Here is a 23,707-nt window from a genome sequence, read left to right as displayed (position 1 = left end):
ACTGACGACGACCGGGGGCCCGCTCATCCGAGCGGGCCCTCGGTCGTCGTCGTAGTGCCCTTCCGCCGTCCGCTCACCGAGCAGGGCAGTCCTCCTGCCGACGGCGGATCAAGGAACTGTCCCCCGCAACCGCACATGACGGCCCGACACCGCGCGGGCAGGTGACGCAAGAAGATTCGCCTGGCCCGAGTGCTGGAGATTCTGTCCGACTACAGGCTTGGATTGTCGCCCTGGACGACGAGACCCTCGATTCTCCCTACGCCAACCAGCGACAGCCGGCGCATCAGCAGCGCTTGACGCGCAATCAAGAGACCAAAATGCCGCCTCATCCGAAAACGCAGATGAAGCGGCAGGTCAGAGCGTTCCAAGGCGAGCAGGCCGGCGGCCAATCGTCCATGCGGTTACCGCCAACAAAGATCATCCGTTACCGGATGTTACCGCCGTTACCTGAGAAGATCTTCATCTTCCCAGGTCAATCGGTCGGGACGGCCGGATTCGAACCGACGACCCCTTGACCCCCAGTAGTCCGGTGGCCCAGCGGCATGCTCAAGCACGTTTGCCCAGGTCGCCTGAAGTATAAGCCAGCCGAGTAAAGGAGTCGTCGCAACACTGCCCGGCAGCGCCGCGCCGAATTCGGCCTGGGCCCCGACCTCCCGCGTGCCCTGGGGGCCCGTCCAGGATGTGCCCCCTGACGCAATCGACAAACTGATGCTTAACGATTGGTTGGTACGTCTAGCGCGAGTGAACGCGTGCTCACGGCAGGCAGAGGGCCTGGTCCGTTCAGGCCCGTTTTGCAAGAATGTCATTGATCTTGTTGCCTTCTTCAGGCGTGAGGCGTCCCTCGGGGAGGTCGATGCCCGTGACCTTGGCCAGGTCGTTGGCGTGGGCGTCGACGGTGGCCTCGATGAGCGTAGCCAGGATGGCGCTACTGGTACGGGCCTGCCGGTAGCCGAAGGCCAACACGGCGGTGGCAATCAGGACGGCGGGCCACCACCGCACTGTCCACGGAAGGTAGAGCAGTGCCCATGCAGCCAGGGCAGCGTCGCTGAAGTACTGCCGGTGCGCGGCGCCAATCATTGTGCGAGTGTCGGCGCTGGCTAGAATCCACAGCCGGGGCCAGGCCAGGTTTACCGACAGCCCGTACTGGGCGTGTACGCGTTCGCCGATGAGCCTGAAGCGTTCACCGATGACCGTGGCCCGCTGAGGCAAGTACCGCTGAGGTGGTCTGGGAACACGCCCCTCCCAGCGGGCCTCGGTCCGCTTGGCGAGGGTGTCGAGCCGGGCTTGAGGGCCACGGATAATCCATAGCCGATGCACGACGTCCTCGGCCACCACCGTGGCGGCCACGCCGGCCAGCCCAGCCCCGGCCAGTGCGACGGCAGTCGCCACCGCCGCCGCAGCCGGGCCGGGTGGGTGGTGCTGCCACAGGTCGTTGAGTCGGCGGATGAGCCAGGACAGGTCGAGGGCGTGACCGTGGCCGGCCAACAGAGCCCACCCTGTGATGGCTACGTACAGCAGGCCAGGCAGCAGGACGGTGGCCAACCACCGTTCGGTGATCTTCTTGCCGAGGGTCGCGATCAAGTCCGTCACGAGATGACAGTCCGTTACCGGCTACGCAGTGTCATGGTCGTGCCGCGCACGCCGCAGCGCGGCTGGTGACCGTGTGTGTCGGGTTGGCCGCGCCGGGGGCAGGGCGGTGTGGCAGGGCAGGTGTAGGGGCCGGTGACGGCGACCGGGTCGATGTTGAGATCGTCGAGGAGGCCAGGATCGCCCCTGCTGATGCGGACCTGCTCGGCTCCGGCGGCGGCGATATCGATGGGCAGGTGGTGGTTGGCCAGGGCTTGGGCGACCGGTGTGCCAGCGCGGATGTCACCGATGGCGGCGGTCAGCTTGTGGGCCCACCGGTGCTGGTTCGCGGCGTCAGTGAGCGCGGGTAGGTAGGTGCAGAGCCAAGCGGTCAGGTCGGCGTCGTCGACGGGGGCCGTGGTCACGGATGCGCTCCTCCCGGGCAAGGGGTGCGGTAGTAGGAATGCGGACACACACCGAGTTGCTCGGTACGTCGGTCTTAGGTTAAGTGCCGGTGTCACCACAAGGGGGACCGCAGATGTTGGTATCCGGACGACTGATCGCTGCACTGACCCGCCGCATCCGCGCGTTCGAGCAGGGTGATCCGGGTGCGGTCCTCGACCGACAGGCGTTGATAGAGTGCGACGAGCTTCTGGGGCGGATCACCGACGCCGACGGTGGTGACCCGTTCGATGCGATGCATGTGGTGGCCTGGCTGCGGTGGTGTCGCTATCTGGCCCTACCTGAAGGCGACGACCGGGAGGATCTGCGGGCCGCAGTGGAGCTGTTCACCCCCATTGCAGACATAGATCCGCAGGCGGTCCCCGAGCCGGTGCGCCGGTACCTAGGCGGCCTCGCTGAACGCAGCGCCGACCTGGGCCAGCAGGCCCTAGCGGCCTTTGACCTGTTACAGCGGGTTATGCACAGTGACAATCCGGTGGCGTTGAACCAGGCCATCGAGCTGCTGACCACCGCGGTGGCAGCCACCCCTACCGACCATCCCAACCGCGCCGCGATGCTGTCCAACCTCAGCGGCGCACTGCAAACCCGATTCGGACGCACTGGCTCCAGCACCGACCTGGACGAGGCCGTCACCGCCGGTCGGGAGGCGGTAGCCGCAACTCCCGAGGACAACCCCATCCGCGCCATGATGCTGTCCAACCTCAGCGCCGCACTGCAAACCCGATTCGGACGCACTGACTCCAGCACCGACCTGGACGAGGCCATCACCGCCAGTCGAGAGGCGGTAGCCGCAACCCCCACCGACCACCCCGACCATGCCGGGTACCTGTCCAACCTCGGCAGCGCACTACAAGCCCGATTCAGACGCACCGGCTCCAGCACCGACCTGGACCGAGGCCATCACCGCCAGTCCGAGAGGCGTAGCCGCAACCCCAGGACAACCCACGCGCCATGATGCTGTCCAACCTCGGCAGCGCACTACAAGCCCGATTCAGACACACCGGCTCCAGCACCGACCTCGACGACGCCATCACCGCCAGTCGGAAAGCGGTAGCCGCAACCCCCACCGACCACCCCAACCACGCCGGATACCTGTCCAACCTCGGCAGCGCACTACAAGCCCGATTCAGACACACCGGCTCCGGCACCGACCTCAACGAGGCCGTCAGCGTCAGTCGGGAGGCGGTGGCAATCACCCCCGCCGACCACTCCGACCGTGCCGCGATGCTGTCCAACCTTGGCAACGCGCTGCGGACCCGATTCGAACGCACCGGGTCCGGCACCGACCTCAATGAGGCCGTCGCCGTCAGTCGAGAGGCTGTGGCAAGCACCCCCACCGACCACCCCAACCGCGCCAGATACCTGTCCAACCTAGGCGGCATGCTGGCTAACCGGTTCGAGCGCAACGGGTCCCCCACTGACCTCGACGACGCCGTCACCGTCAGTCGAGAGGCCGTGGCAGCCACCCCCACCGACCACCCCAACCGCGCCAGATACCTGTCCAACCTCGGCAACGCGCTGGCTAACCGGTTCGAGCGCAACGGGTCCCCCCCTGACCTCGACGACGCCGTCACCGTCAGTCGGAAGGCGGTGGCAGCCACCCCCACCGACCACCCCGACCACGCCGCGCACCTGTCCAACCTCGGCAACACGCTGTGGACCCGGTTCGAGTGCACCGGGGCCGATACCGACCTCGACGAGGCAGTGCAGGGATGGTCCCGCGCGTGTGCGTCGACGGTCGCGCCCGCCACGACACGCCTGATCGCTGCTCGGCAATGGGCTCGTGCCACCGCAGAGCAGTGGGGGCCCGCTGCAGCGGTCGAAGCGTACACGGCAGCATTGAACCTGCTTCCGCTGCTGGCGTGGCGCGGCATCGACCACCAAGACCAGCAACATCTACTGCAAACCCATGCCGCCACACTGGCCCGCGACGGTGCCGCCTGCGCGATCGCAGCCGGCCGACTCGACCTTGCGCTCGAGCTCCTTGAACAAGGCCGCGGGGTGTACTGGTCCCAACTCCTGGGCACCCGCACCGACCTGACCGCACTACACCAGGTAGCGCCGCACCTGGCCGCACAGCTGGTCGACTGCCGTGCCGTCCTCGAACAACCCACCACCGAGTATGCGAGCGATCCCATCCCCGGGGCCGCCGAGGCCCGCATGCGGGCCGCGAGCCGCTTTGACGAACTCGTCGATCAGGTCCGTGCCCTACCCCCCACAGCTCTGTTCCCGAACCCGGACACGTTCCTCAATCCCCCAGCCATCCACACCCTGCTGCCCGATGTCAACCAAGACCCGATCGTGATCGTCAACATCAGCCGATGGCGCTGTGACGCGCTCAACCTCACCCACCACGGCATCACCACGGTCGAGCTGCCCGACCTGTCCGAAGAGCAGGTCATCGACGAAGCCATCAGATACCTGGAAGCACTCCAGGATTTCGAACGTAGCCGCCAGAGCACGGCGGACCGGCTGATCCTGGAAATGGCGATCACGACCGGGCTGGAATGGTTGTGGGAGCACATCACCGCCCCCATCCTCGACACCCTCGGACACAGCAGCACCCCAACCGGCATATGGCCGCGGCTGTGGTGGTGCCTCACCGGAGCCCTCACCATGCTGCCCCTGCACGCCGCCGGACACCACCAGACGACCAACAACGTCTACGACCGAGTGGTGTCCTCTTACACCCCCACCGTGCGCGCACTCAATCATGTCCGCACCCGACCCGAGTCCTCGCACCCGCCGCAAATCCTCATCGTTGCCCTCCCCAACACCCCCGGGCAGAGCCAGCTGCCCGGTACCACCGCCGAACACGACCTACTTTGCACCGCGCTCGCCCCGGCGCAGCGCACCGTCTTGACCGACGCCCAAGCCACCCGCGCCGCGCTGCTCGCCCAAATAGGCCAGCACCGATGGCTGCACGCCTCTTGCCACGGCACCCAGAACCTGGCCACCCCCACGGCCGGTGGCCTGCTGCCCCACGATTGGAACAGCGCCGGGCTCATCACCATCACCGACCTAACCGGCCCCGATCACACCAGCGGGGGCGAGTTCGCGTTCCTGTCCGCATGCAAGACCGCCATGGGCGGCGTCACCAACCCCGACGAAGCCATCACTGTCGCCGCCGCCATGCAACACGTCGGATGGCGGCACGTCATCGGCACTCTTTGGAGCGTGTGGGACGACTCGGCCGCCGCTGTCACCCACGACCTCTACCCCCACCTACTGAGCAACGGCGGCCTCGACCCCACCAACGCCGCCCACGCCCTGCACCACACCATCCGCAAACTCCGCGACGCTCACCCCGAACGTCCCAGCACCTGGGCACCGTTCATCCACACTGGTCCGTAGCACCCACAGCAGACGCCTGCTTTGAAACACAACTGCCGGAGGCAACGAAAAGCGGCCCCACCGACACTCCCCCTACCGACAACCCTGGCGACTCAATCGTGCTCAAGGGCATGCTCAAACGCCGCGGCCGACGCGCCGGCGGCGACACGGGCGATCTGATGCTGCTGCTCGGTTGGACCTCAGACGACATGCCCCGCCACTACGGCGCCAGCGCAGCCGCCGAACGCGCCCAGGAGAGCCAATCCCGTGTCGGGATCGGTGAACGTGTCTGAGCCCGAAGAACGGACAGCCGGGTCGACGGGGCTGACACCGGAGCAGCGCCGACGCCGGGCACGCATAGCCGCCCACGCATCCTGGGCCAGAACGACCGACCGTCGCGCCCGGACGGCAGCAGGCACGCAGGGTTTCCTCGATCGCTTCGAACGACAGGTCGACCCCGACGGCCTGCTCGATCCAGATGTACGCGCGGAAATGGCACGACACGCCAGGACGGCGTACATGTTGCAGCTGGCGGAGCTGTCCCGGAAGTCCCGCCGTCGGCGCACAGATCCGAGTGCATAGGCAGGTACGCCGTGACGTACAAGGATCGGCATGGCAAAGGGCTCCTGCGGCGCGCCGGTGAAGCCAGTCGCCACGATGGTCCCTACAACAGAGACAATCGCGACAACGAACAGGGGTCTGCTGTCACCGGATTCGCCAGTCGGCCGGCGTGGATGCCACCGGCAGCGCGGCCGGCGCCGCCGGCATGGCAACTGACGGTAGTGCAAATCATGCCTGAGGGGCTGAGTCCATCCATGGCGAGGGGACGTCGATGAGTCTGCTGGAGACGATGATGCCGCAGGTAGCGGCGCTGATCGGCGTGGTGGTCGGCACTGTCGGCACGATCCTTGCCACGACAGTGGCCGAGGGGCTCGGTGGCGGCGCAGTCAAATGGTGCGATGGGACGAGCGGCGGCTGGACGCCTACACCGATTTCACGCGTGCCGTAAAGGAGATCCACTTGCTGGCGCTAGGCAGTGTCTTCAAAGGATCTTGGTATCGGATGATGTAGCGCGTGGGTCGTCGCTACGAGTTGTCTGACGTCGAGTGGGAAGCCCTGTCCAGGTATCTGCCGTCGGCGGTGACGGGTGGTCGGCCGCGGGTCGATGACCGGCGGGTGCTCAACGGGATCGTGTGGAAGGTCCGGGCCGGGGCAGCGTGGCGGGACGTGCCCACCCGTTACGGGTCCTGGCAGTCGATCTACACCCGTTTCCGCAGGTGGGCCCTGGACGGGACGTTCGAGCGGATGCTGGCCGGAGTGCAGGCCGACGCGGACGCGGCCGGTGACATCGACTGGCTGGTGTCGGTCGACTCGACCATCGTGCGAGCCCACCAGCACGCTGCAGGCGCTAAAGGGGGCGCCGAGAAACGGACGAACCACAAGATCACGCCCTCGGCCGATCTCGAGGTGGACTGACCACCAAGATTCACCTCGCCTGCGACGGCCTGGGTCGGCCCCTGGCCTTCGTGCTCTCCGGCGGCAACGTCAACGACTGCACCCGCTTCACCCAGGTCCTCACCCGCATCCGTGTCGAGCGTTCAGGCCCCGGCCGGCCCCGCGTCCGCCCGGAGCACGTCATCGCCGACAAGGGCTACAGCTCCAAGGCCATCCGCGCCGGCCTACGCCGACGAGGCATCCCACACACGATCCCCGAACGCGCTGATCAGCAGGCCAACCGCCGCCGGCGAGGCAGCCGCGGCGGCCGGCCACCAGCGTTCGACAAGCAGCTCTACAAGCGGCGCAACGTCGTCGAACGGTGCTTCAACCGGCTCAAGCAGTGCCGCAGCTTGGCCACCCGATACGACAAGACAGCAACGTCATACCGGGCCACCGTCACCATCGCCGCGCTACTCCAATGGTTATGAACCTTTGAAGACACGGCCTAGTACTGCAACGGCAGTTGGTCAGGGGTAGCCGTGTCGTCGGTAGTGGCAGGTTCGGGCTTGGTGTTGGCGTCGTCGGCGCCATCGCGACCAGGCCCAGACGTGCTCGGGTGGGTGGGTTGATCGCACTATGAGTGCGGTGAGCAGTCTTCGGATCTCCGGTACCGTGTAGCCGATCATCATGTCGTCGCCGGGACTGGATCCCCTTTTGCGGTAAGGGATCGGGCCACGGACAGCCAGGCGTGAGCGGCCATGGACAGGGTGATGTGGCGTACCAGGCTCGCCAGTCGCGGACCTGGTATTCGTCGAGGCCGGCTTCGTTCTTGGCCTGCTGGAAACACTCCTCGATCGCCCAACGGGCTCCCGCGATGCGGGCCAGGTCGAGCAGTCGGGTGCGGCGGGGTCCGTAGCAGACGTAGTAGGCGATCTCCCCGGTGGTCATGCTGCGCCGGGCCAGGAGCCAGTGGCCCCGGCCGGGTTGCCAGCAGATCCGCACCGGCACCCGCGCCCACCAGTACTCGCGCGGGCCGTGGGCGCCCGCGCCGGCGGACAGCCGGCACCACGCCCGGGCCGGCAGAGCGGCGATCAGCTTGTCTGCTCGGCAGGTGCCCATCGTGGTGGTGATCATGTCGTCGTTGCGGCGGGTCGCGACCACATAACCCACATCCCGGTGTTCCAACCAGACCCGCAACGATTTCGACTGCCCGTAGGCCTCGTCCATCGTCACCCACCCGACCGGCACCCCGGCATCCAACGCGCGGGCCAGCATCTCCCGGGCCATCTGCACCTTCGTGGCGAACTGCACCGCGTCCGGGATCCCCGCGGCCCGGCACCGGTCCCGGTCATCGGTCCACGACGCCGGAAGGCAGAGCTGCCGATCGATCAGCGCGTGGCCCTTCGCTGAGCGGTAGGCCAGGAACGCACCGACCTGGCAGTTCTCCGTCCGCCCGGCGGTGCCGGAATACTGACGCTGCACTCCGGCCGACCGGGTGCCCTTCTTCAGGAACCCGGTGTCGTCGACGATCAGCACTCCGGCCGGGTCGCCGAGGTGCTCGACCACGTAGTCCCGCACATCGTCGCGGACCGCGTCGACGTCCCAGTCCGCCCACCGCAACAACCTTTGCATCCCGTCCGGCGACGCATCCCCGGCCTGCTCAGCCAAGGTCCAGCCGTTCTTACGACCCAGACCAGAGACCAGCCCACACAGGTACTGACGGACCCGCAGCCGCGGCTCCGACCGCCGAAACCTGGGCCCGATCCGGGCATGCAGCCGGTCCAACTCTCCATGCCAACGATCGACATCAACATCCGTCACAGTCGGACCAACGAACACGAGTCGAACTCGATTCGCCTACTGCCGTTGCAGTACTAGCACCAGCCCTCGCACTACCGACGACGCTTATACCCGCGGGCCAACGTCAGCCTGTAGGCCGTTGGGCACCCGCCATCGGGCACAAGGCGGCGTACTTGGAGTTCACGGCAGACGGTGAGTGGCACGGATCCGACGGCTGCAACGACCAAAGCGGTCGGTGGATCACCGCTGCCGGTGGCACCCTGCTCGCCACCGCGAGAGCATCCACATTGGCGTTCTGCGCCGACAGCGTACCGATCGAACAATGGGTCACGACGGCCAGACGAGCCGGTCTCGACGGCGAGGTCCTCGTGCTTCTCAACGCCCAAGCCGATGAGACAGGCCGATTATCCCCCACGAGTTGAATGCCGTTCTGCAACGCTGCTGCCACGCCTAGCGGGCCGCCTGCCGTGCTGCCGATTCACCGCCCGCCTGGACCACCTACTGCAGCGGCGAGCAGGGCGAGCGAATCAGCCTGCCCTGTAGCGCCCATAAGGGTTGGTGTTTTTTCCCGAGACCGACTCGCTGCGCACTCCCCGCAGGTCCGGCGGTCCAGTTACACCTAGGAATGGCTGCGAGCCTTGATCTGTTGCGGCTAAGAGCTTCTAACAAAATGATGTTGGGCGTAACCGGCTGATCGTGAAGCTCGTTCTGTCTGAACGTGAGGAGGGGTGAGCAGTCGCCGTGGATCGTCTCGGACGACCTCTGGGCCGAGATCGAACCGCTGCTGCCACCTCGACCGCCTCGCCGGCACCGGTTCCCCGGCCGTAAGCCCCTCGATGACCGCAAGGTGTTGTGCGGGATCCTGTTCGTGCTCTACACCGCGATCCCGTGGGAGTACCTACCCCAGGAACTCGGGTTCGGGTCGGGTATGACCTGCTGGCGCCGGTTGCGTGACTGGAACGACGCCGGGGTGTGGCAACGCCTGCACGAGACACTGCTCGGCAAGCTGAGAGCCGCCGACCAGCTCGACATGTCCCGGGCGGTGATCGACGGAACCCATGTTCGGGCGCTCAAGGGCGGCCCAAAACCGGTCCGAGCCCGGTCGACCGCCGCAAGCCAGGCTCGAAACACCACGTCATCACCGACGCGGGCGGCATCCCCCTCGCCGTCAGCCTGACCGGCGGCAACCGCCACGACGTCACCCAACTCCTGCCCCTGGTCGACAAGATCCCACCCATCAAGGGCATCCGAGGCCGACCCCGGCAACGACCCGAGCGGATCTACGCCGACCGCGGCTACGACTTCGACACGTACCGCCGCGAGTTACGAGCCAAGGGCATCACCCCGGTCATCGCCCGACGCGGCACCGACCACGGCACCGGACTCGGCACCCGACGGTGGGTCGTCGAGCAAACCATCGCCCTACTGCACTGGTTCCGCCGTCTGCACATCCGCTGGGAGATCCGCGACGACATCCACGAAGCCTTCCTCACCCTCGCCTGCGCCATCATCTGCTGGCGCCGACTCCAACACTCAAAGAGTTAGGAGTTCTAAGTCCGTGTCCATCTTTGACTGTTCGCGTAAGTTCCCCTACGTCCGAGTAGCCACCGAGCGAGGACTTCCGGGCGACCAGGCTCACCGCCCACGGCGTGATCCATCCGCCACGTTGACCAGCACGCGGGGCGAGCGACGCCACTGCGCAACCAACGCCGTGGCCAGCAGCCGAAGCAGCCCGATGCCCTTGAACCGACGGACCGCGCGGACGGATTCGTCGTACGACACACAAGTGGGGCGGTCGACGGCCCAGGACAGCGTCACGTGCCGAGCCTGAGCGGAGCGTCCGTTGCTGAGCCGCGAAGGCGACATAACGCCGACGCTCAAACTTCGGGTGCGGAGTAGGTGAATTCCTTGCCACCGCGTTCAGCCACCCCACGCCGCCGGACGAGCGCTCTCGCCGCGACGAGGCGTTTGAGTCGGTTATTCGCATTGGGGGCGCTGATGCCCAGTTGTTCAGCGACCGTCGTCGCGGTGAAAGTTCCCAGCGTCCTGGCTAGCTTGAAGGTGTCCGAGAGAACATCCGACGCCGCCAGTAGCACAAGGTCATCACCGAGTCGCTCCAGCGCGAGAAGTTCGCGACGTTCGAAGGCGATGACGATCGTTTCGCGGGTGTCGTTGTTGAGTCCGCTGACGAGCACGGAGGTCGGGCCGTCGTCCTGGGTGGCGAGGGTGGAGTAGTACTTGCGGAGGAACTCGTCAGTGAAGCTGACGGTCATCGCCTCCACGTTAATGAAGTTGATGACGAGAAGGCTGGTGCGAGGCGGGATGTGGTCTTCTAGGTCGTGAAGCACTTCCCTGCCGCGTTCCCTGGTTGACAGGAACGCCTCTTGTCGTCCGACGTCGTAGGTGACGGTCGTAGCGGGATCCGGTTTCACCTGACTGATTGAAACACGTTACCGCCCGTTACGGAACTCGGACGCGGAGCCAGGCCCACGTGCCGTGCACCGGCTCGGCGACGCGGCTGCAGATCGAGATGGGTTCCGAGCGGAGCCTCGCGGTAGCGACGGCGTCTCCGCTGCGAAGCATGAGTTCACCTCCCTTACCGCCTTGGACGGCCTGCCGCCACAGGCTCGGTAGGCCGTGGCCTCGCCCTTCGGCGCGTCTAGTGCCGCCATTCAGTGCAAGCTCGAGAGCCGGGGGTCCTTCCAACTCATGGTTGGTCGTGCCAGAAAGGACCCTCTGGATCCCGGCGCCGGAGTCGCAGACGGCGAACTCGAACCCAGGTGTACGGCTCAGGGTGCCGCTGTAGAGCTGGGCGGCGGTGAAGGCACCAGTCTTGCTGAGGCCGTGCGTGGTGGCGTTGCTGAGTAGCTCAGCGAGGCTGCGGAAGGCCGCCCTTCCCGCGTCCGGTCCAAGCCGCGCCGTTACCAGTTCGCCGAGTGTCTTGCTGATGTCTTCGATGTTGGTAGGCGTGACCTTGGCAACCTCGAGAAGTTTGTCGGAGTGGTCGCGCCGCCCCTGAGATGGGACTGACCCGTCGATCTCGGCGAAGGGCTTGAGTAGCTCCACAACGTTCATCCGCACGAGATATGACGCGATCTTCGGATCGTGAGGAACGAGCAAGTGGACGTCACGGCCGTCGGCAGCGGCGACGGTCCCCATCGAGACGATGGCGGCGAGCTCAAGCGGGCTGACCCACCGCAGTCCTCGCGCGTCGAGCACCAGGTTCCCCGTGTCGCCATGAAAGTCAGCCCTCAACTCTCGGCGTCGGAGAGGGTTCCGGCCGGCCAACTCGATACGCACACACCAAGCATGACAGCTGGAACGGAACCTGCACGCCCTCGGGACGCCGGAGTGGACCAAGGGGCCGCTTCGGGGTTGCGCCGGACACGATCACCTGTTTCACTGGTCTCAGTGAAACCGAAATCTCGGGGACAGCTGGTGCCCTACCGGCGGCCTCCGAGACCGCGGAGCCCGTCGACACGGCCCCGCTGAAGCAGAGGAGCAGACGTGAGGATCCACAAGTTCACGGCCGGCGAGGCCGTCGCCCAGACCCGCGAGGTCGAGCCCGATGTGCGGCTCGGTGATCTTCTCGTCCTCGAGGAGGACGAGAAGGTGTTCGCGGTCGACGACGAGGCCGAGCTCGACGTGACCGTGACGGTCGCGGCGGCTCTGGCCGGGCGGCCGGGTCACCTCGCTACTTCGGCCTGCCGCCAGATCGCCGTGACCGTCGGGTACGGCGGCGCCGACAAGGTGGTCAAGGTCCACCCGGCCATCCGGCTGCGTCAGGTCCGCAAGCGGGCGATCGCGGCGTTCGGAATCAGCCAGGCCGCCGCGGCCGATCTGGTCCTGCGGCTCCCCGGCGAGACTGAGGACCTGGACCTGAACACGCCCGTCACCACCATCGTTCCGAGGCGCACCTGCAGCGCCATGGTCGACCTGGTCCACACGGTCCGGCCGCAGGGATGAGCACGGCGTCCGAGCCCGGCGTCGACCCGAATCTGCGACGTCTGCGCCGGCATCTGTCGGCCGCCGACGTCGAGGCCGGTGTCGACACCGGGTCCTGGCGCATCGTCGACCTCACCTGGCCGTTCCTGACGGTGGCCATCGCGGTCGGCGAGGACGCGGAGCTGGGCATGCGACTCAACGTCCAGGACTACCCGCTCCAAGCGCCAGCGGGGCAGCCCTGGAACATCGTCGCGGACGCGCCGCTGCCCGTGGCCGAGTGGCCGATCTCCGGACGCAACCCGGAGATCTTCCGCCCGGACTGGTCGCCGGGGAACAACAACGCGCCGTACCTGGCCTGCGACCGAGCTGGGATCACGAGTCACTCGAACTGGGCCAGTGAACGCCCGGAGCGGTCCTGGAACGTGAACCGCACGATCGGCTTCTACCTGCGCGAGCTGCACCGGGAGCTGTCATGCGCGACGTTGCCTCAGAAAGGGTTTGCCCGGTGACCGCCCGCCTGACGATCGCACCGGACCTGTTCGACGTCCTGCTCGCCGGGCTGGCCGAGCGGGGGCAGGGACACCGTGAGAGCGGCGCGTTCCTGCTCACCGACCGGGCCCACCCGGAGGAGGAGCTGCCCCAGCCGGTCACCGCGATCGCGTTCTACGACGACCTCGATCCGGACTGCCTCACCGGGCGGATCGACTTCCACGCCGCCGGCTACACCAGGCTTCAGGACCTCTGCCGTCGTGACGGGCTGCGCGTGGTCGGCGACATCCATACCCACCCAGCCCACCGCGTTCAGCAGAGCCGTATCGACGCCGCGCACCCCATGGTCGCCCGGGACGGCCACGTCGCGCTGATCGCCCCACACTTCGCGGCTGGCGTCACCGACGTGTCCCCGCTCGGGGTCCACCTGCGTGTGAACGGCGACTGGGCTTCCTTCTACGGAGAACAAGCCGGCGAGCTCCTGCTCGTTTCCGAACGGCACCTGGCCGCTGAACTCAGATCGTGGTGGCACCGGCTGCTGTCCCGCTTCCGCCGTCGGCAACTTCAGGAGAGACGATGACCATCCCGATTATTGACACCTTCAACCGCACCACCCTGCTGGCAGTGCATGAGGGAACCCGGGCAACCGTCAACGCCGCGCTCGACGCGCACGTCGCGACGGGTATGGCCATCGTTGCGGACAGTGTGGCCTCGGACGTGCGCGGCCAGGCCGCGCTGTGCACGGCCGTCGCGACGGCGGTCCGCGCGTTCGGCCAGGTCATTGTGATCACCGACGGCAAGGTGCCACTGACCGCCGGGCTGCACCGAGGGCACACCATCGTGCAGATGATCGACCGGGAAGGCGCCCGGCACGCCGATGACCTGACCGACGTCCCGGCTGACTGGCCCGTGCTGTACCTCGGCGACGCTGCGCGTCCGGCGCCCGCCGGCGGCGTCCGGCTCCGGGCCAGGTGGAGCGGTTGGACCGCTCACGTCCACCCGGTCGACACGGGGACCGGCCACGCCGTCGAGGGCAACGTTCTGGCCGCGATCGCCGCCGGGGCACTTGGTGTGCACGAGGCCTTCGGCGCGATCCGGAACCGCCCGGGCAGCGACGCCGGCTGGCGCACCATCACCGTCAACCTCTGGCAGCCGGGGACCAGCACCGACGGGCCCGAGCTAACTCACGCACCAGCGGCTTGGTGGATCGTTGGCCTCGGTCACCTCGGCCAGGCCTACGCCTGGGTGATGTCCTGGCTCACCTACGCCGACCCGTCCCGGGTCGAGGTAGTCCTGCAGGACACCCAGCGAGTCGTGGACGCCAACCACAGCACCGGGCTTCTCACCCCCGTGAAACCGGTGCCGGTCCGCAAGACCCGTCTGGCCGAGGCGGTCCTCGAGCGGGCCGGTTACGACGTCGTCATCCTCGACCGGCGGCTCGATCACACCAGCCGCGTCCTAACCGAGGACCACCATGTCGCGCTGCTCGGCGTCGACAGCCTCGACCCTCGCAGGCTCATCTCCGGAGTTGGCTGGAAGCTGGCCATAGACGCCGGACTCGGCGTCGGACCGGCCGACTTCAACGCCCTGCTCCTGCGCCGATTCCCCGCTCAGGTCCCCAGCGACGAGGTCCCCGGCTGGAAGGAGAACGTTTCGCAGCAACGACGTGCTGCCACGGCCGCCCTCGCCGACCTTGAGCGACGCGATCCCTGCGGATCGGTACAACTCGCCGGGACCGCCGTCGGCGCCGCCTTCGTCGGCGTCGTCACCGCATGCCTCGGAGTCGCCCAAGGCGCCCGCGCCGCCCTGCTTGGAGACGGCTTCGACGTGATCAACCTGCACCTGCAGACCGACGACGTCGATCTCGCACCGGCAACCCGCGAGGTCGATGTGGTCGGGGGCCGCCTCTTGCCCGTGAGTGACCGGGGCCCGGCCATCTCCGGGACGGCGGCGGGAGAAGGCAGTTAGGACATGGTGGCGAGGTGGCGCCCGGCGTCGAGGGCGGCGGCGCAGCCGGTGCCGGCGGCGGTGATCGCTTGGCGGTAGGTGTGGTCGACGAGGTGACAACAATGTGAAGCGCGCCCTAAGAATGGTTGACGAATGCCGATGACCGAAGTCATCACGCTCCAACGGGGCCACGGCGTTGACCAGGGAGGGGCATCCGGAACTGCCGCCAGCCCCACATCACCACACAGCAACGCCCACCAGCATGAGATCGTCTGCACGGTCATCCAACGGCGCTCCGGCTATCGGCTGCAGGCCCACCCCGACCACACCGTCGGCATCGCGCCGGAGCCATAGCCGCCCCACCGCGGCGTCGCCGTCACAACGGGCGAGGACGACACGACCTTCGTAGAGGTCGAGTTGCCCGGAGGTGACGGGCTCGAAGACCTCGCCGGGTGCCTCCGTCACCAGGAATCGGCGAGTCGCGGTAAGCGCAGGCCCGACGTCCGAGAGCGATACCCGCAGCGCCCCGACGGGAGCCTGGTCGTGCTTGCCGAGAAGACGGCTGAGCACGTCCGCCGCCACGCCGCGACGTAGCTGCTCGTGGTAGCGCTCGTTGCGGAACACCCTCAGGCAGCGGTAACAGCTGGTCTCCGGGCCGCATTCACAGTCGCGGACCCGCTGCAGCGCCTGGTCGAGTACGTCCCGCAGCCGCTCAGCGATACGTCGGACGTGGCCGGCTCCTCCGGGGACGGTGTCGTAAAGCATGATCACGCTGCGACCGGCTTCGGTTCGGTAGACGGTGGCATCGATGTCGTCGCGGGAGATCTCGAGCGCGCGGACCGCGCCCTCGACTAGCGCGTAGGCGACCGATCGCCAGGCGTTGTCCTCGACTCCGATCACGACCGCACCGTCGAAGCTCAGGTCGAGGACGTCCGTCTGATATTTGTGGGCCAGCGACAGGTTCTCCATGCGGCCACGGCACTCGCGGCCGCTGAGTGGACTCTGGTGGTCGACCCGACCGTCGATGGCCCGGCCGGCGAAGCCACAGGTCGCGCAGACGAGGAAGCCGCGTCCCATCGCGCCGTCGCTGATTGCTACCAGCTCGCCCCGGGCACCGGCCCGGATGGTGATCGCGCCTCCGGCGAGGTCCAACTTGTCCGCGTAGAGCTCGGCACCGGGCGACACGACGTGGGTTGCGCCGTGCCAGGCCCGGCGCGGCGCAGTGGTGGGTCGCCGGCCGGTACCGCGTGCCGCGACGAACCCAAAGACGGGAATGGCGTACTGACGGGGTACGCCGACGAGAGCGGAGCCGCAGGCCGGGCACTCCTGGTCGAGGCGGTCGATCGAGTCGCGGTAGTGGCCGCATCCGTCGCACACCGCGTAGTAGCGTCGCTCAAGGTCGCGTCCGGGCAGCCGGTACAGGCCGGCCGACTGCCAGACCAGTCCCCCGGCGACGACCTCCGCACCGGGTGCGTACTCGTAGATGGCCGACGAGAGGTCTCGGGAAAGCTCTAGTTGCTTGGCGATGGGGGCGTCCGCGAAGGCCAGCCGCAGCTCGACGGTGTCGACGGGAAATCCGTACTTTGGCAGGACGTTCCGGTTGGCGAGCAACCCGAGCAGTTCGCGGCGAGTGATCGTGTTCATCACGCGGCCGTATCGCGCGGCCTTGTCGTCCTGGCGGGCGGTGAAGGCCTCCTGCCGCTTCTGCTCGTACGTGTCGACATCCTGCTGCAGCTCGGCCCGGACCGACTCCAGCAGGTCAACCAGGTGCTCGACCCATTCTTCGGAGTCGATGCCGATGATGTCGCGCACCTCGGCTGGCAACACCTGTCGCAGCGAGTCGGTGACCTGCGGCGGCACCGGTGTAAGGAAGTCGCGGACCAACGTGACCGGGGCGATCCCGTCGTCTCCTGGCAGGAAGAACTCCCCTGCGGTACGCCAGATGGTGCCGTGGAACCGAAATTGCTGCCGGAAAAATGCTGCGAGCGCGACGGAGTGGGCGTGCCGCCGATCGATGCGCACGTTGGTCAGGGGCACGTACGGCGCCCGGACCTCCCCGGCGATCATCCGGTCGGGCTCGGCGAAACGGGATAGGTCATGCGAGCGGCGCTGGGCATAGGTGAGCACGAGCGCGGCTGAATCGGTTCGGCGGCCGGCCCGACCGGCCCGCTGGACGTAGTTCGCGGTGGTCGGAGGCATGTTGCGCAGCATGACCGCTTGCAGCTCGCCGACGTCGACACCGAGTTCGAACGTGGTGGAGCAGGAGAGGGCGTTGACTTCGCCGCGGACGAACTGCTGCTGGATTTCAGCGGCTCGTTCGCTGGTCCACTGGGCGGTGTGTTCGAGGACGCGCAGCGGCACTGGGTTCATGTCCCGGTAGACGTTGCGGTAGTGGTCCGGATCGATGTCCGCCGCAGGGGACGTCCAGGATTCGAGGTCACCGGTGCAGGCGATGGTGGGGCAGGTGGCGCGCACGTTGAACGGGGTGAGCTTGCGGCACCTGCTGCACTGCCACATGCTCAGGCCGCCGGCCGTAGGCGTGCAGGTGATCAGGGCGGAGTCGAGTTGGTGGACCTGGCCGATGCCGGGTTCGGTGCCGGCGATCAGCCACTCGGCCTGTGGACCCTTGGTCATCAGGCGCCACACGCCCTCCAGCACCTGGATCGGGTCGGCCTGCCGGTCGAGCCGAGCCAGCACGCGGGTCACGAAGTCGGCCCGCCGGTTGGTCCCCTTGGTCGGTAGCCAGCTGAGGACCTTGCGGCGGGCGTCGGAGCCGGTGCCGCGTACGTAGATCGGGCCGAGTCGCGGCTGGAACGCCTCGTCGCGGGGGTCCACGCCGTCGAGGGCACCGACGGCGCCCTGGAGCCGAATCGATCGAATCAACTCGGAGAGCAACGCCCAGACCTCTTCGTCGCTGAGGCCGAGGGCGAGTAGCGGCTGGGGTGGTAGCCAGGCGGGGTCGCGGGACATGTCCCAGGCGATCAGTCCCCTGCCCTCCAGGGAGTTGCGTTCGTTGACGCCGACGGCCTCAATCTGTGCCCAGAGGGCGACTTGCCTCTCCCGGGCCTGTCGGCTCTGCCGCCGTTCGAAGATGCCGTACCGGTCGGCTACTCGCGAGGTGTGGTAGACGACGTCGGTGAGGCGTACTTCGTCGTCGGCTGCTGCGGCGGCGACCGTGCCCTCGTGGAGCAGCCGCCGGCGCTGCACCCGCTCGTAGGAGTCTTCGAGGTACGGCGCGAAGTACGCCGCAGACTGCCGGCTGTCGCTGAACAGCAGCAGCTTGCGCCCACCGCCTCGTAGGCCCCGCTGGATGGGATCGGAGGCCACGGGCAGCTTCTGATAGAGGGCGGTCGCCAGGACCGAGGCGGAGGCTTCGTTGCCGCTGGCGAAGAGCCGGATCAGGCCGGCTCCGCGTCCCCCGCACGAGAGGCATGCAGCGAGCTCGTCGCTGCGCTGCCGTAGGAAACGTACGGCCCGCATGGCGCCATCCGGGCAGCGCGGGCAGTTGGCCGCCTTACCGATCTGGAACACCCCGCACCGGGTGCACAGCGCGCCCAGCTCGCCGGCCGCTTGGGCAGCACCGCTGAACATCTCCTCGTCCTCGTCGGTCGCCACGTCGTCGACCAGCGCCATCCACACCTGCTGCTCGTCGCGGGAGCGGCGGGACCGGAACACGGTGAAGGTGCCGACCCGCTCCAGCGTGCCCATCAGGTAGACGGTGCCGCAGCGGCGGCAGGTACCGAACTCGAAGGCGGCGTCGCCGCACCGTCCGCAGCGCTCGTGCCGGGTCAGACTGACGTGCGGCCCGTTGGCTCCGAGGCAGGCGAAGGCTCCTTCCGTCGCGCGGGCGAAGAGGTGGTAGCGGGCGGAGAGCACCGGTGTGCCGGCCTCGTCGTGCACGCTGTTGGCGAGAGCGACCATCGACGCGGTCGCGGACGCGCCGCTACCGGGGAACAGGGCCTGGGCGACCTCGTGCAGCGGTATCGGCCCGTGGGCGAGCAGTGCCTTGAGCCGGCGAACGCGCTGCTCGTACGCCAGCGCCTCGGCGGGGTCGTCCCCGGCGTACCCGTGCTCGCGGGCGAGGGCCACGACGGCGCCGGCGGGGTCCGGCGCGTTGAGCAGCTTCTCGTACGCCGTGGCGGGCAGGGGTCCCCACTCGGGCCCGGGCGGCAGCTGGACCCGGTCGGCGGTGATGACATCTTGCCTCGCCTCATCGGCGGGGTCGTACTCGAAGGGGACGGGGAAAAGGGAGGCAGCGAAGTCGACCACGGCTGACATGTCGCTACCGACGGTCGCGCTCGTCGCGATGCACTGCACCGGGCGGCCCGAATCCACCCGATCGGCGAGTCGGCGCAGCAGCATCGCGAGCTCGGCCCCGCGAGCCCCGTCGTAGACGTGCGCCTCGTCGACGACAATGAACTGCCAGTGCCCGGCGTGCTCACCCTCGAACAGGTCCATGTCCAAGGGCCGCAGCAGCAGGTATTCGAGCATGGCGTAGTTGGTCAGCAGGAGGTGCGGCGGTCGCTGCTGCATCTCCTCCCGGCTGAGCAGTTCGTTGGGCAACGGCCGCTCGCCAGGGTTCTGCTGCTCGAAGACCTCCACGGCCTCCCGGCGACTGCGGCGGGTCTCACCCGTGTACCGGCCGAAGGTGATGTCCGGCGCCTCGGCCAGCAGACCCCGCAGCCGCTTCATCTGATCGTTGGCCAGCGCGTTCATCGGGTACAGCAGCAGCGCCCGCACGCCAGGCGCGAGGGTGCCCGCCGCACGTTCGGCCATCAGCCGGTTCAGGATGGGGATGAGGAAGCTCTCGGTCTTGCCGGATCCGGTGCCGGTAGCGACGACGATGTTGCGCCCTGCAGTTGCCTTCCGGATCGCCCGCTCCTGGTGCTGGTAGAGCGGACGGTCCATGGCCAACCCGGTGCCCAGGCTGGCGATGCCGGGATCGAGCACGCCCGCGTCGATGAGCTGCCGAGGTGTGGCGCTGGTGACGTAGGGCGGGGTCGCCTCGAGCAGAGGCCCCTTGGTGATCTCCTGGTTGATCGCGTCGCCGATCGCAGTCTCTAACGCGCTCGCGAGCCGGGGATCCTTCGGCTCCACGAGGGAACGAAGGTAGCGCCGGTAGGTGGAGATAATCGCGTCGCTGGTGGCGAGGGGGTCGAGGATCATTCGGCTGCTCCGGCTCCGGTCAGGAGGAACTCCGCGAGGAGAAGGTCGATGGCGACGAGACGCGGCGCGCTGCGGGCGAGCGTCGCGTGCAGGGGAAGGATTCGTGGCAGCAGCACGGCCGGGGCCGCCTGCCCTCGGGCGGCCAGCCGCGCCACGAAGGCGAACGCCAGCGACAGCGCGGGGAGAGCGAGCCACCCTCGAGTCGGGTTGCGGGCCTGCAGCGCGGCCGCCGCCCGCGGCCCACCGCAATCGACCAAGGGCTTTTGCAGGGCGCGCAGCAGCCCCTCCGCGTTGCTGGAGAGCCGTCCCAGGCCGGGCCGCACCCGTACCTCGAACAGGTGGCGGGCCGCAACCATCCGTTCGTCGGCGTCGAGCAGGCCGCCGGGAACGACGCGCATCGCCCGCCACACCCGGTCGCGTTCCGCGGCCGGCAGCAACGCAAACACCTCGGCCGACTGGTCGAACCTGCCGACTGTCTCGTACGGATCGGGGCCGCCGGCGAGCAGATGTGCTGCCACCTCCCCGCACACCGCGGCGATCTGTTCGCCCAGATCGGCATCGGAGGCGATGTCAGGCAGCCGGTGGGCCGAGGCGAGCATTGCGGCCAGCGGGCTCGCCGTCCATAGCCGCGCCTCGTCGGCCGGACTGACGTACCTGTCGGGAGGCAGGGCGATCAGACCGGAGTGCACCAGGGGCGCGACCACCTGGTCGGCCGAGGCGTGGTGCTTGGTGAGCGCGGCCAGCGCGGCGGCGGGATGCGGGCGCAGGAGCGCTGCGGCGCCCCGGATGTTGGCCGTGACACCTCGGGCATAAAGGTCGTCCGCGCGCGGGTAGAGGTCGAACAGCAGCGGCGCGATGTCCGGTCGGTCGGGCAGGGCACTTGCTCCGGCAAGGTACGCCGAGACCGCCTCACCAGCCAAGTCCTGGCCGGTCGGCTGCCACTTCAGCTCGGCGAGGTCGAAGGCGTTGTCGTGGCCGGGCCAATCCGGCCAGTCCGACGGCAACCACGGATCCTCGATGCGCAACAGCGCCACGAGGGGCCCCGCCGTGGTGACCCGCGTGGGCAGTGGGTCGCTGACCAGGTCCTCGCTGAGGCGTGCGAGGTACGGCGGTTCCCACGGCGAGTACACCTGGTACAGCGCGGCCGTCAGCCCTTCGGCCCGCACGCCGTCGACCAGCACCAGCCGGTCGTCATCGAGGTGCACCGCGCTGGCAAGGCGTCGGGGTACGCAGCGCGCTGCCGGGAAGTCCTGCCCGTCAAAGCGGACGTCAAGCTGAGCGAGCCCGTGGGCGCCGACCGTGTCGGCGATGGCCGCGAGCCCAAACCGGGCCATCGGCTGCCCGTAGGTTTCTCCGGACGGAACGGTTTGCAGCTCGCGGCCCCCGGAGCGGACGATCAACCGTGCGTCCGCCGCCCGCGGCAGCCTCACGAGCAGTTCACCCTCTCCGATCGTCTCGGTGTCCAGACGCAGTGGTTGCAGGGACCATTCGCCGCGGCTGCCGCCGCCCAACCGTTGGAGCGCCATGTGGGCGGGCGTGACCCGTACGGTGGTCGCGCCGCCCGGGCTGTCGAGCTGCAGCTCAACAGCGGTGTCGGCGGGGCCCAGGTGGGTCATTGAGGGCGTGACCGACAGGTCGGGCAGGGTGGCGTCGGCTCCTACGGTGGCCGGTTCCAGCCCGTCCGCCGTGATCTCCCGCCAGGCGGGGTGGGAGATGACGGACAACCCCTCGGCGAACTCCAGCGTACGGGCCAGGCCGCGGCCGAGCGGACCTCGAACGGTGATCTCGTAGGCGCCGACCAAGGGGCGGGCAAGGTCCCGCCACGGGTCGACCGTCGTGTCGTGGTTGGAAGAGAGGCTCTCGGTATGCAGGAGCTGACCGGAGCCGGGTCGACGGATCCGGATCGACCAGTCGGTGCTCACGCCGGGCTCGGTCGGCAGGGTCAGCCGTGGGGCCGTCGCGATGACTGGTCCGCCGGCGAGGCTGCTCACTCCGGGCAATGGCTGAGCGAGTTGCAGTTGGGCGCGGCGGGCACCCTTGACCCGGCGCGGTAGTCCGCCGCCAAGCCGCAGCTGCGACACCTGACGAAGGTCGGCGCGACGCAGCGTCCAGCCGAGCCAGCCGTACGGGGCCGGCACGTCGTACGTGTCGACCAGGTCGCCATCCACCTGCAGCTCGAGCGGCCCACCGCCGTCGCTCTCTTGCGGGTACAGCAGCCAGACCGGCTCGGGCGGAAGGCCGGTGGTTGCCGGCACCCGTCGGCCGTCCTCGGTGAAGACCAACAGGGGATCCCGCGGGTCAACAACGTCCAGCTCGTACTCCTGGTCGTAGCCGGCCAACTCGACAGTCACCTGACGTGCGGGGCGTGCGATGGCTACCACCGTTGCGGGTGCCGTCTCGCTGGTGCCGGGCCAGCGGGACTGGCTGACGACCGATTCGACCTCGCCGTCGAAGCGCAACTGCCACATGACACGACCGTCCGCTGCGTCATGGACCGGCGGCAGCCACACCATCAGGCCTCGGCCGAACGGCTCCAACTCCAGGTGAGGTCGCTGCGGCGCCGCCTGCGCGGCCGACCCGCCGCGCTCCGAGCTGCCTGTCCAGTCGAGCTGCTCCGCCTCAGCGAGCGCCTGAGCTCTTTCGATCAGGTGTGGGGAGAGTCCGAGTCCGTCGGCGGTGAACCCCGGCTGCCGCAGCCGTTCCAACAGGTCGAGGCAGCGGTCGACAAGGTCCGCGGCGTAGTCCTCGCCGCGCTGAATGAACCGCTGCACCGGCTTGTCGGTCCCGTTCAGCCGCGACTCACGGCCCGGCGCGAGCGCCCAGGCGAGGAAGCTCTCGCCAGTGAGTCCGGGCTCGCGGGCCTGGCGGTGCAGGAGGAGATTCAACAGGTCACCGAGGCAGTACGCGGGGACCCCGGCATGCATGAGGATCTCACCGACGTAGACCTGCGGCAGACCAGGGAACCGGGCCAGCCGGAAGTGGTCGAGGTTGAGGCGGAAGGCCCTCCCCCAGAACGTCTGGTCGATTTGGCCCGGCGCCTCGTTGTGGACGGCGCTCCAGTAGTCGCCGTGCTCGTACCCGACGGCACCGAGCCCGGCCAGTCCGACGACCAAGCACGCGGGGTAATGACGGGTGAGCAGCCGCTGTCGGTCGAGGGGGGCACTGAGCCAAAAGACTCGTCCCAGGGCGCGGATGACCTCTTTGGCGTGGTCCTCCGGTGCATCAATCTCGGCGACCAGCGACACCGCGCGCAGGGCTGGCGCCCACTCGTCTTCCCGGAGCCGAAGTATCTCGGTTGCGTGTGACACGGTCTCCCTCTTGTGGATTGGGGTGGTCAGCGCGGTAGGGCGACTATGCAAGCAAGCCAAGGCGTCTTCAAGACCAAAGCATCGCCTCAGCGTCCGCCCTGCCCGATCGGTCACTGAGGTGGAACCAGTCGGCTGCAGCGGTGGACAGGTCAGATAGGACGCCGCCCCACTCAGGGGAGTGAGAGGTGGCGGCGTTGACGTCGTCCGCCTGCCGGGCCGGTCACCTGGCGGGCAGGTGACCGGCCCGGCCCTCG

Annotated in this window: 18 protein-coding genes and 2 pseudogenes; 12 read left to right on the top strand and 8 right to left on the bottom strand. The window is 68.2% G+C overall.

Going from position 1 to position 23,707, the window contains the following annotated elements; translation table 11 throughout:
- Positions 1 to 161: 161 nt before the first annotated feature.
- Entirely contained in the window at positions 162 to 515 is a 354-nt protein-coding gene (locus MILUP08_RS35305; RefSeq protein ID WP_007458777.1) for a hypothetical protein, read from the top strand.
- 265 nt (positions 516 to 780) lie between these two features.
- Here MILUP08_RS35305 and MILUP08_RS14340 read toward each other — a convergent pair whose 3' ends face one another.
- Both MILUP08_RS14340 and MILUP08_RS14335 read right to left on the bottom strand, forming a co-directional pair.
- The gene (locus MILUP08_RS14340) at positions 781 to 1,590 is read right to left on the bottom strand and encodes a hypothetical protein (protein WP_007458773.1); all 810 of its coding nucleotides are present in this window, start codon (positions 1,588 to 1,590) and stop codon (positions 781 to 783) included.
- Positions 1,591 to 1,604: 14 nt separating this feature from the next.
- Positions 1,605 to 1,991, bottom strand: coding sequence for a hypothetical protein (locus MILUP08_RS14335; protein WP_007458771.1), 387 nt, complete (start codon positions 1,989 to 1,991; stop codon positions 1,605 to 1,607).
- A gap of 113 nt (positions 1,992 to 2,104) precedes the next feature.
- Here MILUP08_RS14335 and MILUP08_RS14330 point away from each other — a divergent pair, with 113 nt between their 5' ends.
- The 5 genes and pseudogenes from MILUP08_RS14330 (at position 2,105) to MILUP08_RS34535 (ending at position 7,286) form a co-directional block, all read left to right on the top strand.
- Positions 2,105 to 2,983, top strand: a complete 879-nt coding sequence (locus MILUP08_RS14330; protein ID WP_007458764.1) for a tetratricopeptide repeat protein — start codon at positions 2,105 to 2,107, stop codon at positions 2,981 to 2,983.
- A complete protein-coding gene (locus MILUP08_RS14325) occupies positions 2,980 to 5,382 on the top strand; it encodes a CHAT domain-containing protein (RefSeq protein ID WP_007458762.1) in 2,403 nt (800 codons plus the stop codon). Before MILUP08_RS14330 ends, MILUP08_RS14325 begins: the two co-directional genes overlap by 4 nt.
- Positions 5,383 to 5,480: 98 nt before the next feature.
- Complete coding sequence (locus MILUP08_RS35300) at positions 5,481 to 5,654, top strand: hypothetical protein (RefSeq protein ID WP_007458761.1); 174 nt, start codon at positions 5,481 to 5,483, stop codon at positions 5,652 to 5,654.
- Between the two features lie 539 nt (positions 5,655 to 6,193).
- The gene (locus MILUP08_RS35905; RefSeq protein WP_007458757.1) at positions 6,194 to 6,370 is read left to right on the top strand and encodes a hypothetical protein; all 177 of its coding nucleotides are present in this window, start codon (positions 6,194 to 6,196) and stop codon (positions 6,368 to 6,370) included.
- 65 nt (positions 6,371 to 6,435) lie between these two features.
- A pseudogene (locus MILUP08_RS34535) lies at positions 6,436 to 7,286 on the top strand (IS5 family transposase).
- 197 nt (positions 7,287 to 7,483) lie between these two features.
- On the opposite strand, the pseudogene MILUP08_RS14310 reads toward MILUP08_RS34535, so the two are convergent.
- A pseudogene (locus MILUP08_RS14310) lies at positions 7,484 to 8,619 on the bottom strand (IS701 family transposase).
- A gap of 86 nt (positions 8,620 to 8,705) precedes the next feature.
- Here MILUP08_RS14310 and MILUP08_RS37390 point away from each other — a divergent pair.
- Both MILUP08_RS37390 and MILUP08_RS34180 read left to right on the top strand, forming a co-directional pair.
- A complete protein-coding gene (locus MILUP08_RS37390; RefSeq protein ID WP_083915840.1) occupies positions 8,706 to 9,020 on the top strand; it encodes an META domain-containing protein in 315 nt (104 codons plus the stop codon).
- Positions 9,021 to 9,343: 323 nt separating this feature from the next.
- Positions 9,344 to 10,143, top strand: a protein-coding gene (locus MILUP08_RS34180; RefSeq protein ID WP_420329271.1) for an IS5 family transposase whose coding sequence is annotated in 2 segments (ribosomal slippage) — positions 9,344 to 9,680 and positions 9,680 to 10,143 — 801 coding nt in all. Because the reading frame shifts where the segments join, the coding sequence is not laid out codon by codon here.
- 90 nt (positions 10,144 to 10,233) lie between these two features.
- Here MILUP08_RS34180 and MILUP08_RS35290 read toward each other — a convergent pair.
- Genes MILUP08_RS35290 through MILUP08_RS14290 form a run of 3 tightly spaced genes read right to left on the bottom strand, consistent with a single transcriptional unit; the run spans position 10,234 to position 11,898 of the window.
- The gene (locus MILUP08_RS35290; RefSeq protein ID WP_144056929.1) at positions 10,234 to 10,416 is read right to left on the bottom strand and encodes a hypothetical protein; all 183 of its coding nucleotides are present in this window, start codon (positions 10,414 to 10,416) and stop codon (positions 10,234 to 10,236) included.
- A gap of 59 nt (positions 10,417 to 10,475) precedes the next feature.
- The gene (locus MILUP08_RS14295; RefSeq protein WP_144056928.1) at positions 10,476 to 11,030 is read right to left on the bottom strand and encodes a hypothetical protein; all 555 of its coding nucleotides are present in this window, start codon (positions 11,028 to 11,030) and stop codon (positions 10,476 to 10,478) included.
- Positions 11,031 to 11,058: 28 nt separating this feature from the next.
- Positions 11,059 to 11,898 (bottom strand): hypothetical protein, encoded by an 840-nt coding sequence (locus MILUP08_RS14290; RefSeq protein WP_144056927.1) that lies wholly within the window; start codon positions 11,896 to 11,898, stop codon positions 11,059 to 11,061.
- Positions 11,899 to 12,105: 207 nt separating this feature from the next.
- Here MILUP08_RS14290 and MILUP08_RS14285 point away from each other — a divergent pair, with 207 nt between their 5' ends.
- From MILUP08_RS14285 to MILUP08_RS14270, 4 genes are read left to right on the top strand one after another with little or no spacing between them, the layout of a single operon-like run.
- Entirely contained in the window at positions 12,106 to 12,564 is a 459-nt protein-coding gene (locus MILUP08_RS14285; protein ID WP_007458746.1) for a hypothetical protein, read from the top strand.
- Positions 12,561 to 13,052, top strand: coding sequence for a DUF7665 family protein (locus tag MILUP08_RS14280; RefSeq protein WP_007458737.1), 492 nt, complete (start codon positions 12,561 to 12,563; stop codon positions 13,050 to 13,052). The genes MILUP08_RS14285 and MILUP08_RS14280 overlap by 4 nt, the downstream gene beginning before the upstream one ends.
- Complete coding sequence (locus tag MILUP08_RS14275; protein WP_007458736.1) at positions 13,016 to 13,612, top strand: hypothetical protein; 597 nt, start codon at positions 13,016 to 13,018, stop codon at positions 13,610 to 13,612. Before MILUP08_RS14280 ends, MILUP08_RS14275 begins: the two co-directional genes overlap by 37 nt.
- Positions 13,609 to 15,000, top strand: coding sequence for a hypothetical protein (locus tag MILUP08_RS14270; protein ID WP_007458735.1), 1,392 nt, complete (start codon positions 13,609 to 13,611; stop codon positions 14,998 to 15,000). Before MILUP08_RS14275 ends, MILUP08_RS14270 begins: the two co-directional genes overlap by 4 nt.
- Before the next feature lie 216 nt (positions 15,001 to 15,216).
- On the opposite strand, the gene MILUP08_RS14265 is transcribed toward MILUP08_RS14270, so the two are convergent.
- Positions 15,217 to 20,145, bottom strand: coding sequence for a DEAD/DEAH box helicase (locus MILUP08_RS14265; protein ID WP_007458734.1), 4,929 nt, complete (start codon positions 20,143 to 20,145; stop codon positions 15,217 to 15,219).
- The gene (locus tag MILUP08_RS14260) at positions 20,142 to 23,567 is read right to left on the bottom strand and encodes a hypothetical protein (protein WP_144056926.1); all 3,426 of its coding nucleotides are present in this window, start codon (positions 23,565 to 23,567) and stop codon (positions 20,142 to 20,144) included. Before MILUP08_RS14260 ends, MILUP08_RS14265 begins: the two co-directional genes overlap by 4 nt.
- Positions 23,568 to 23,707: the final 140 nt, after the last annotated feature.

The organism is Micromonospora lupini str. Lupac 08, assembly GCF_000297395.2.
Lineage (GTDB): Bacteria > Actinomycetota > Actinomycetes > Mycobacteriales > Micromonosporaceae > Micromonospora > Micromonospora lupini.
Note: the sequence above shows the minus strand (reverse complement) of the source record. Positions and strands in the feature narration are given on the sequence as shown.

Coding starts and splice junctions, on each gene's coding strand:
- MILUP08_RS14330 (WP_007458764.1), top strand. CDS start 2,105: ATGTTGGTATCCGGACGACTGATCGCTGCACTGACCCGCCGCATCCGC.
- MILUP08_RS14325 (WP_007458762.1), top strand. CDS start 2,980: ATGATGCTGTCCAACCTCGGCAGCGCACTACAAGCCCGATTCAGACAC.
- MILUP08_RS35905 (WP_007458757.1), top strand. CDS start 6,194: ATGAGTCTGCTGGAGACGATGATGCCGCAGGTAGCGGCGCTGATCGGC.
- MILUP08_RS14280 (WP_007458737.1), top strand. CDS start 12,561: ATGAGCACGGCGTCCGAGCCCGGCGTCGACCCGAATCTGCGACGTCTG.
- MILUP08_RS14275 (WP_007458736.1), top strand. CDS start 13,016: ATGCGCGACGTTGCCTCAGAAAGGGTTTGCCCGGTGACCGCCCGCCTG.
- MILUP08_RS14270 (WP_007458735.1), top strand. CDS start 13,609: ATGACCATCCCGATTATTGACACCTTCAACCGCACCACCCTGCTGGCA.
- MILUP08_RS14265 (WP_007458734.1), bottom strand. CDS start 20,145: ATGATCCTCGACCCCCTCGCCACCAGCGACGCGATTATCTCCACCTAC.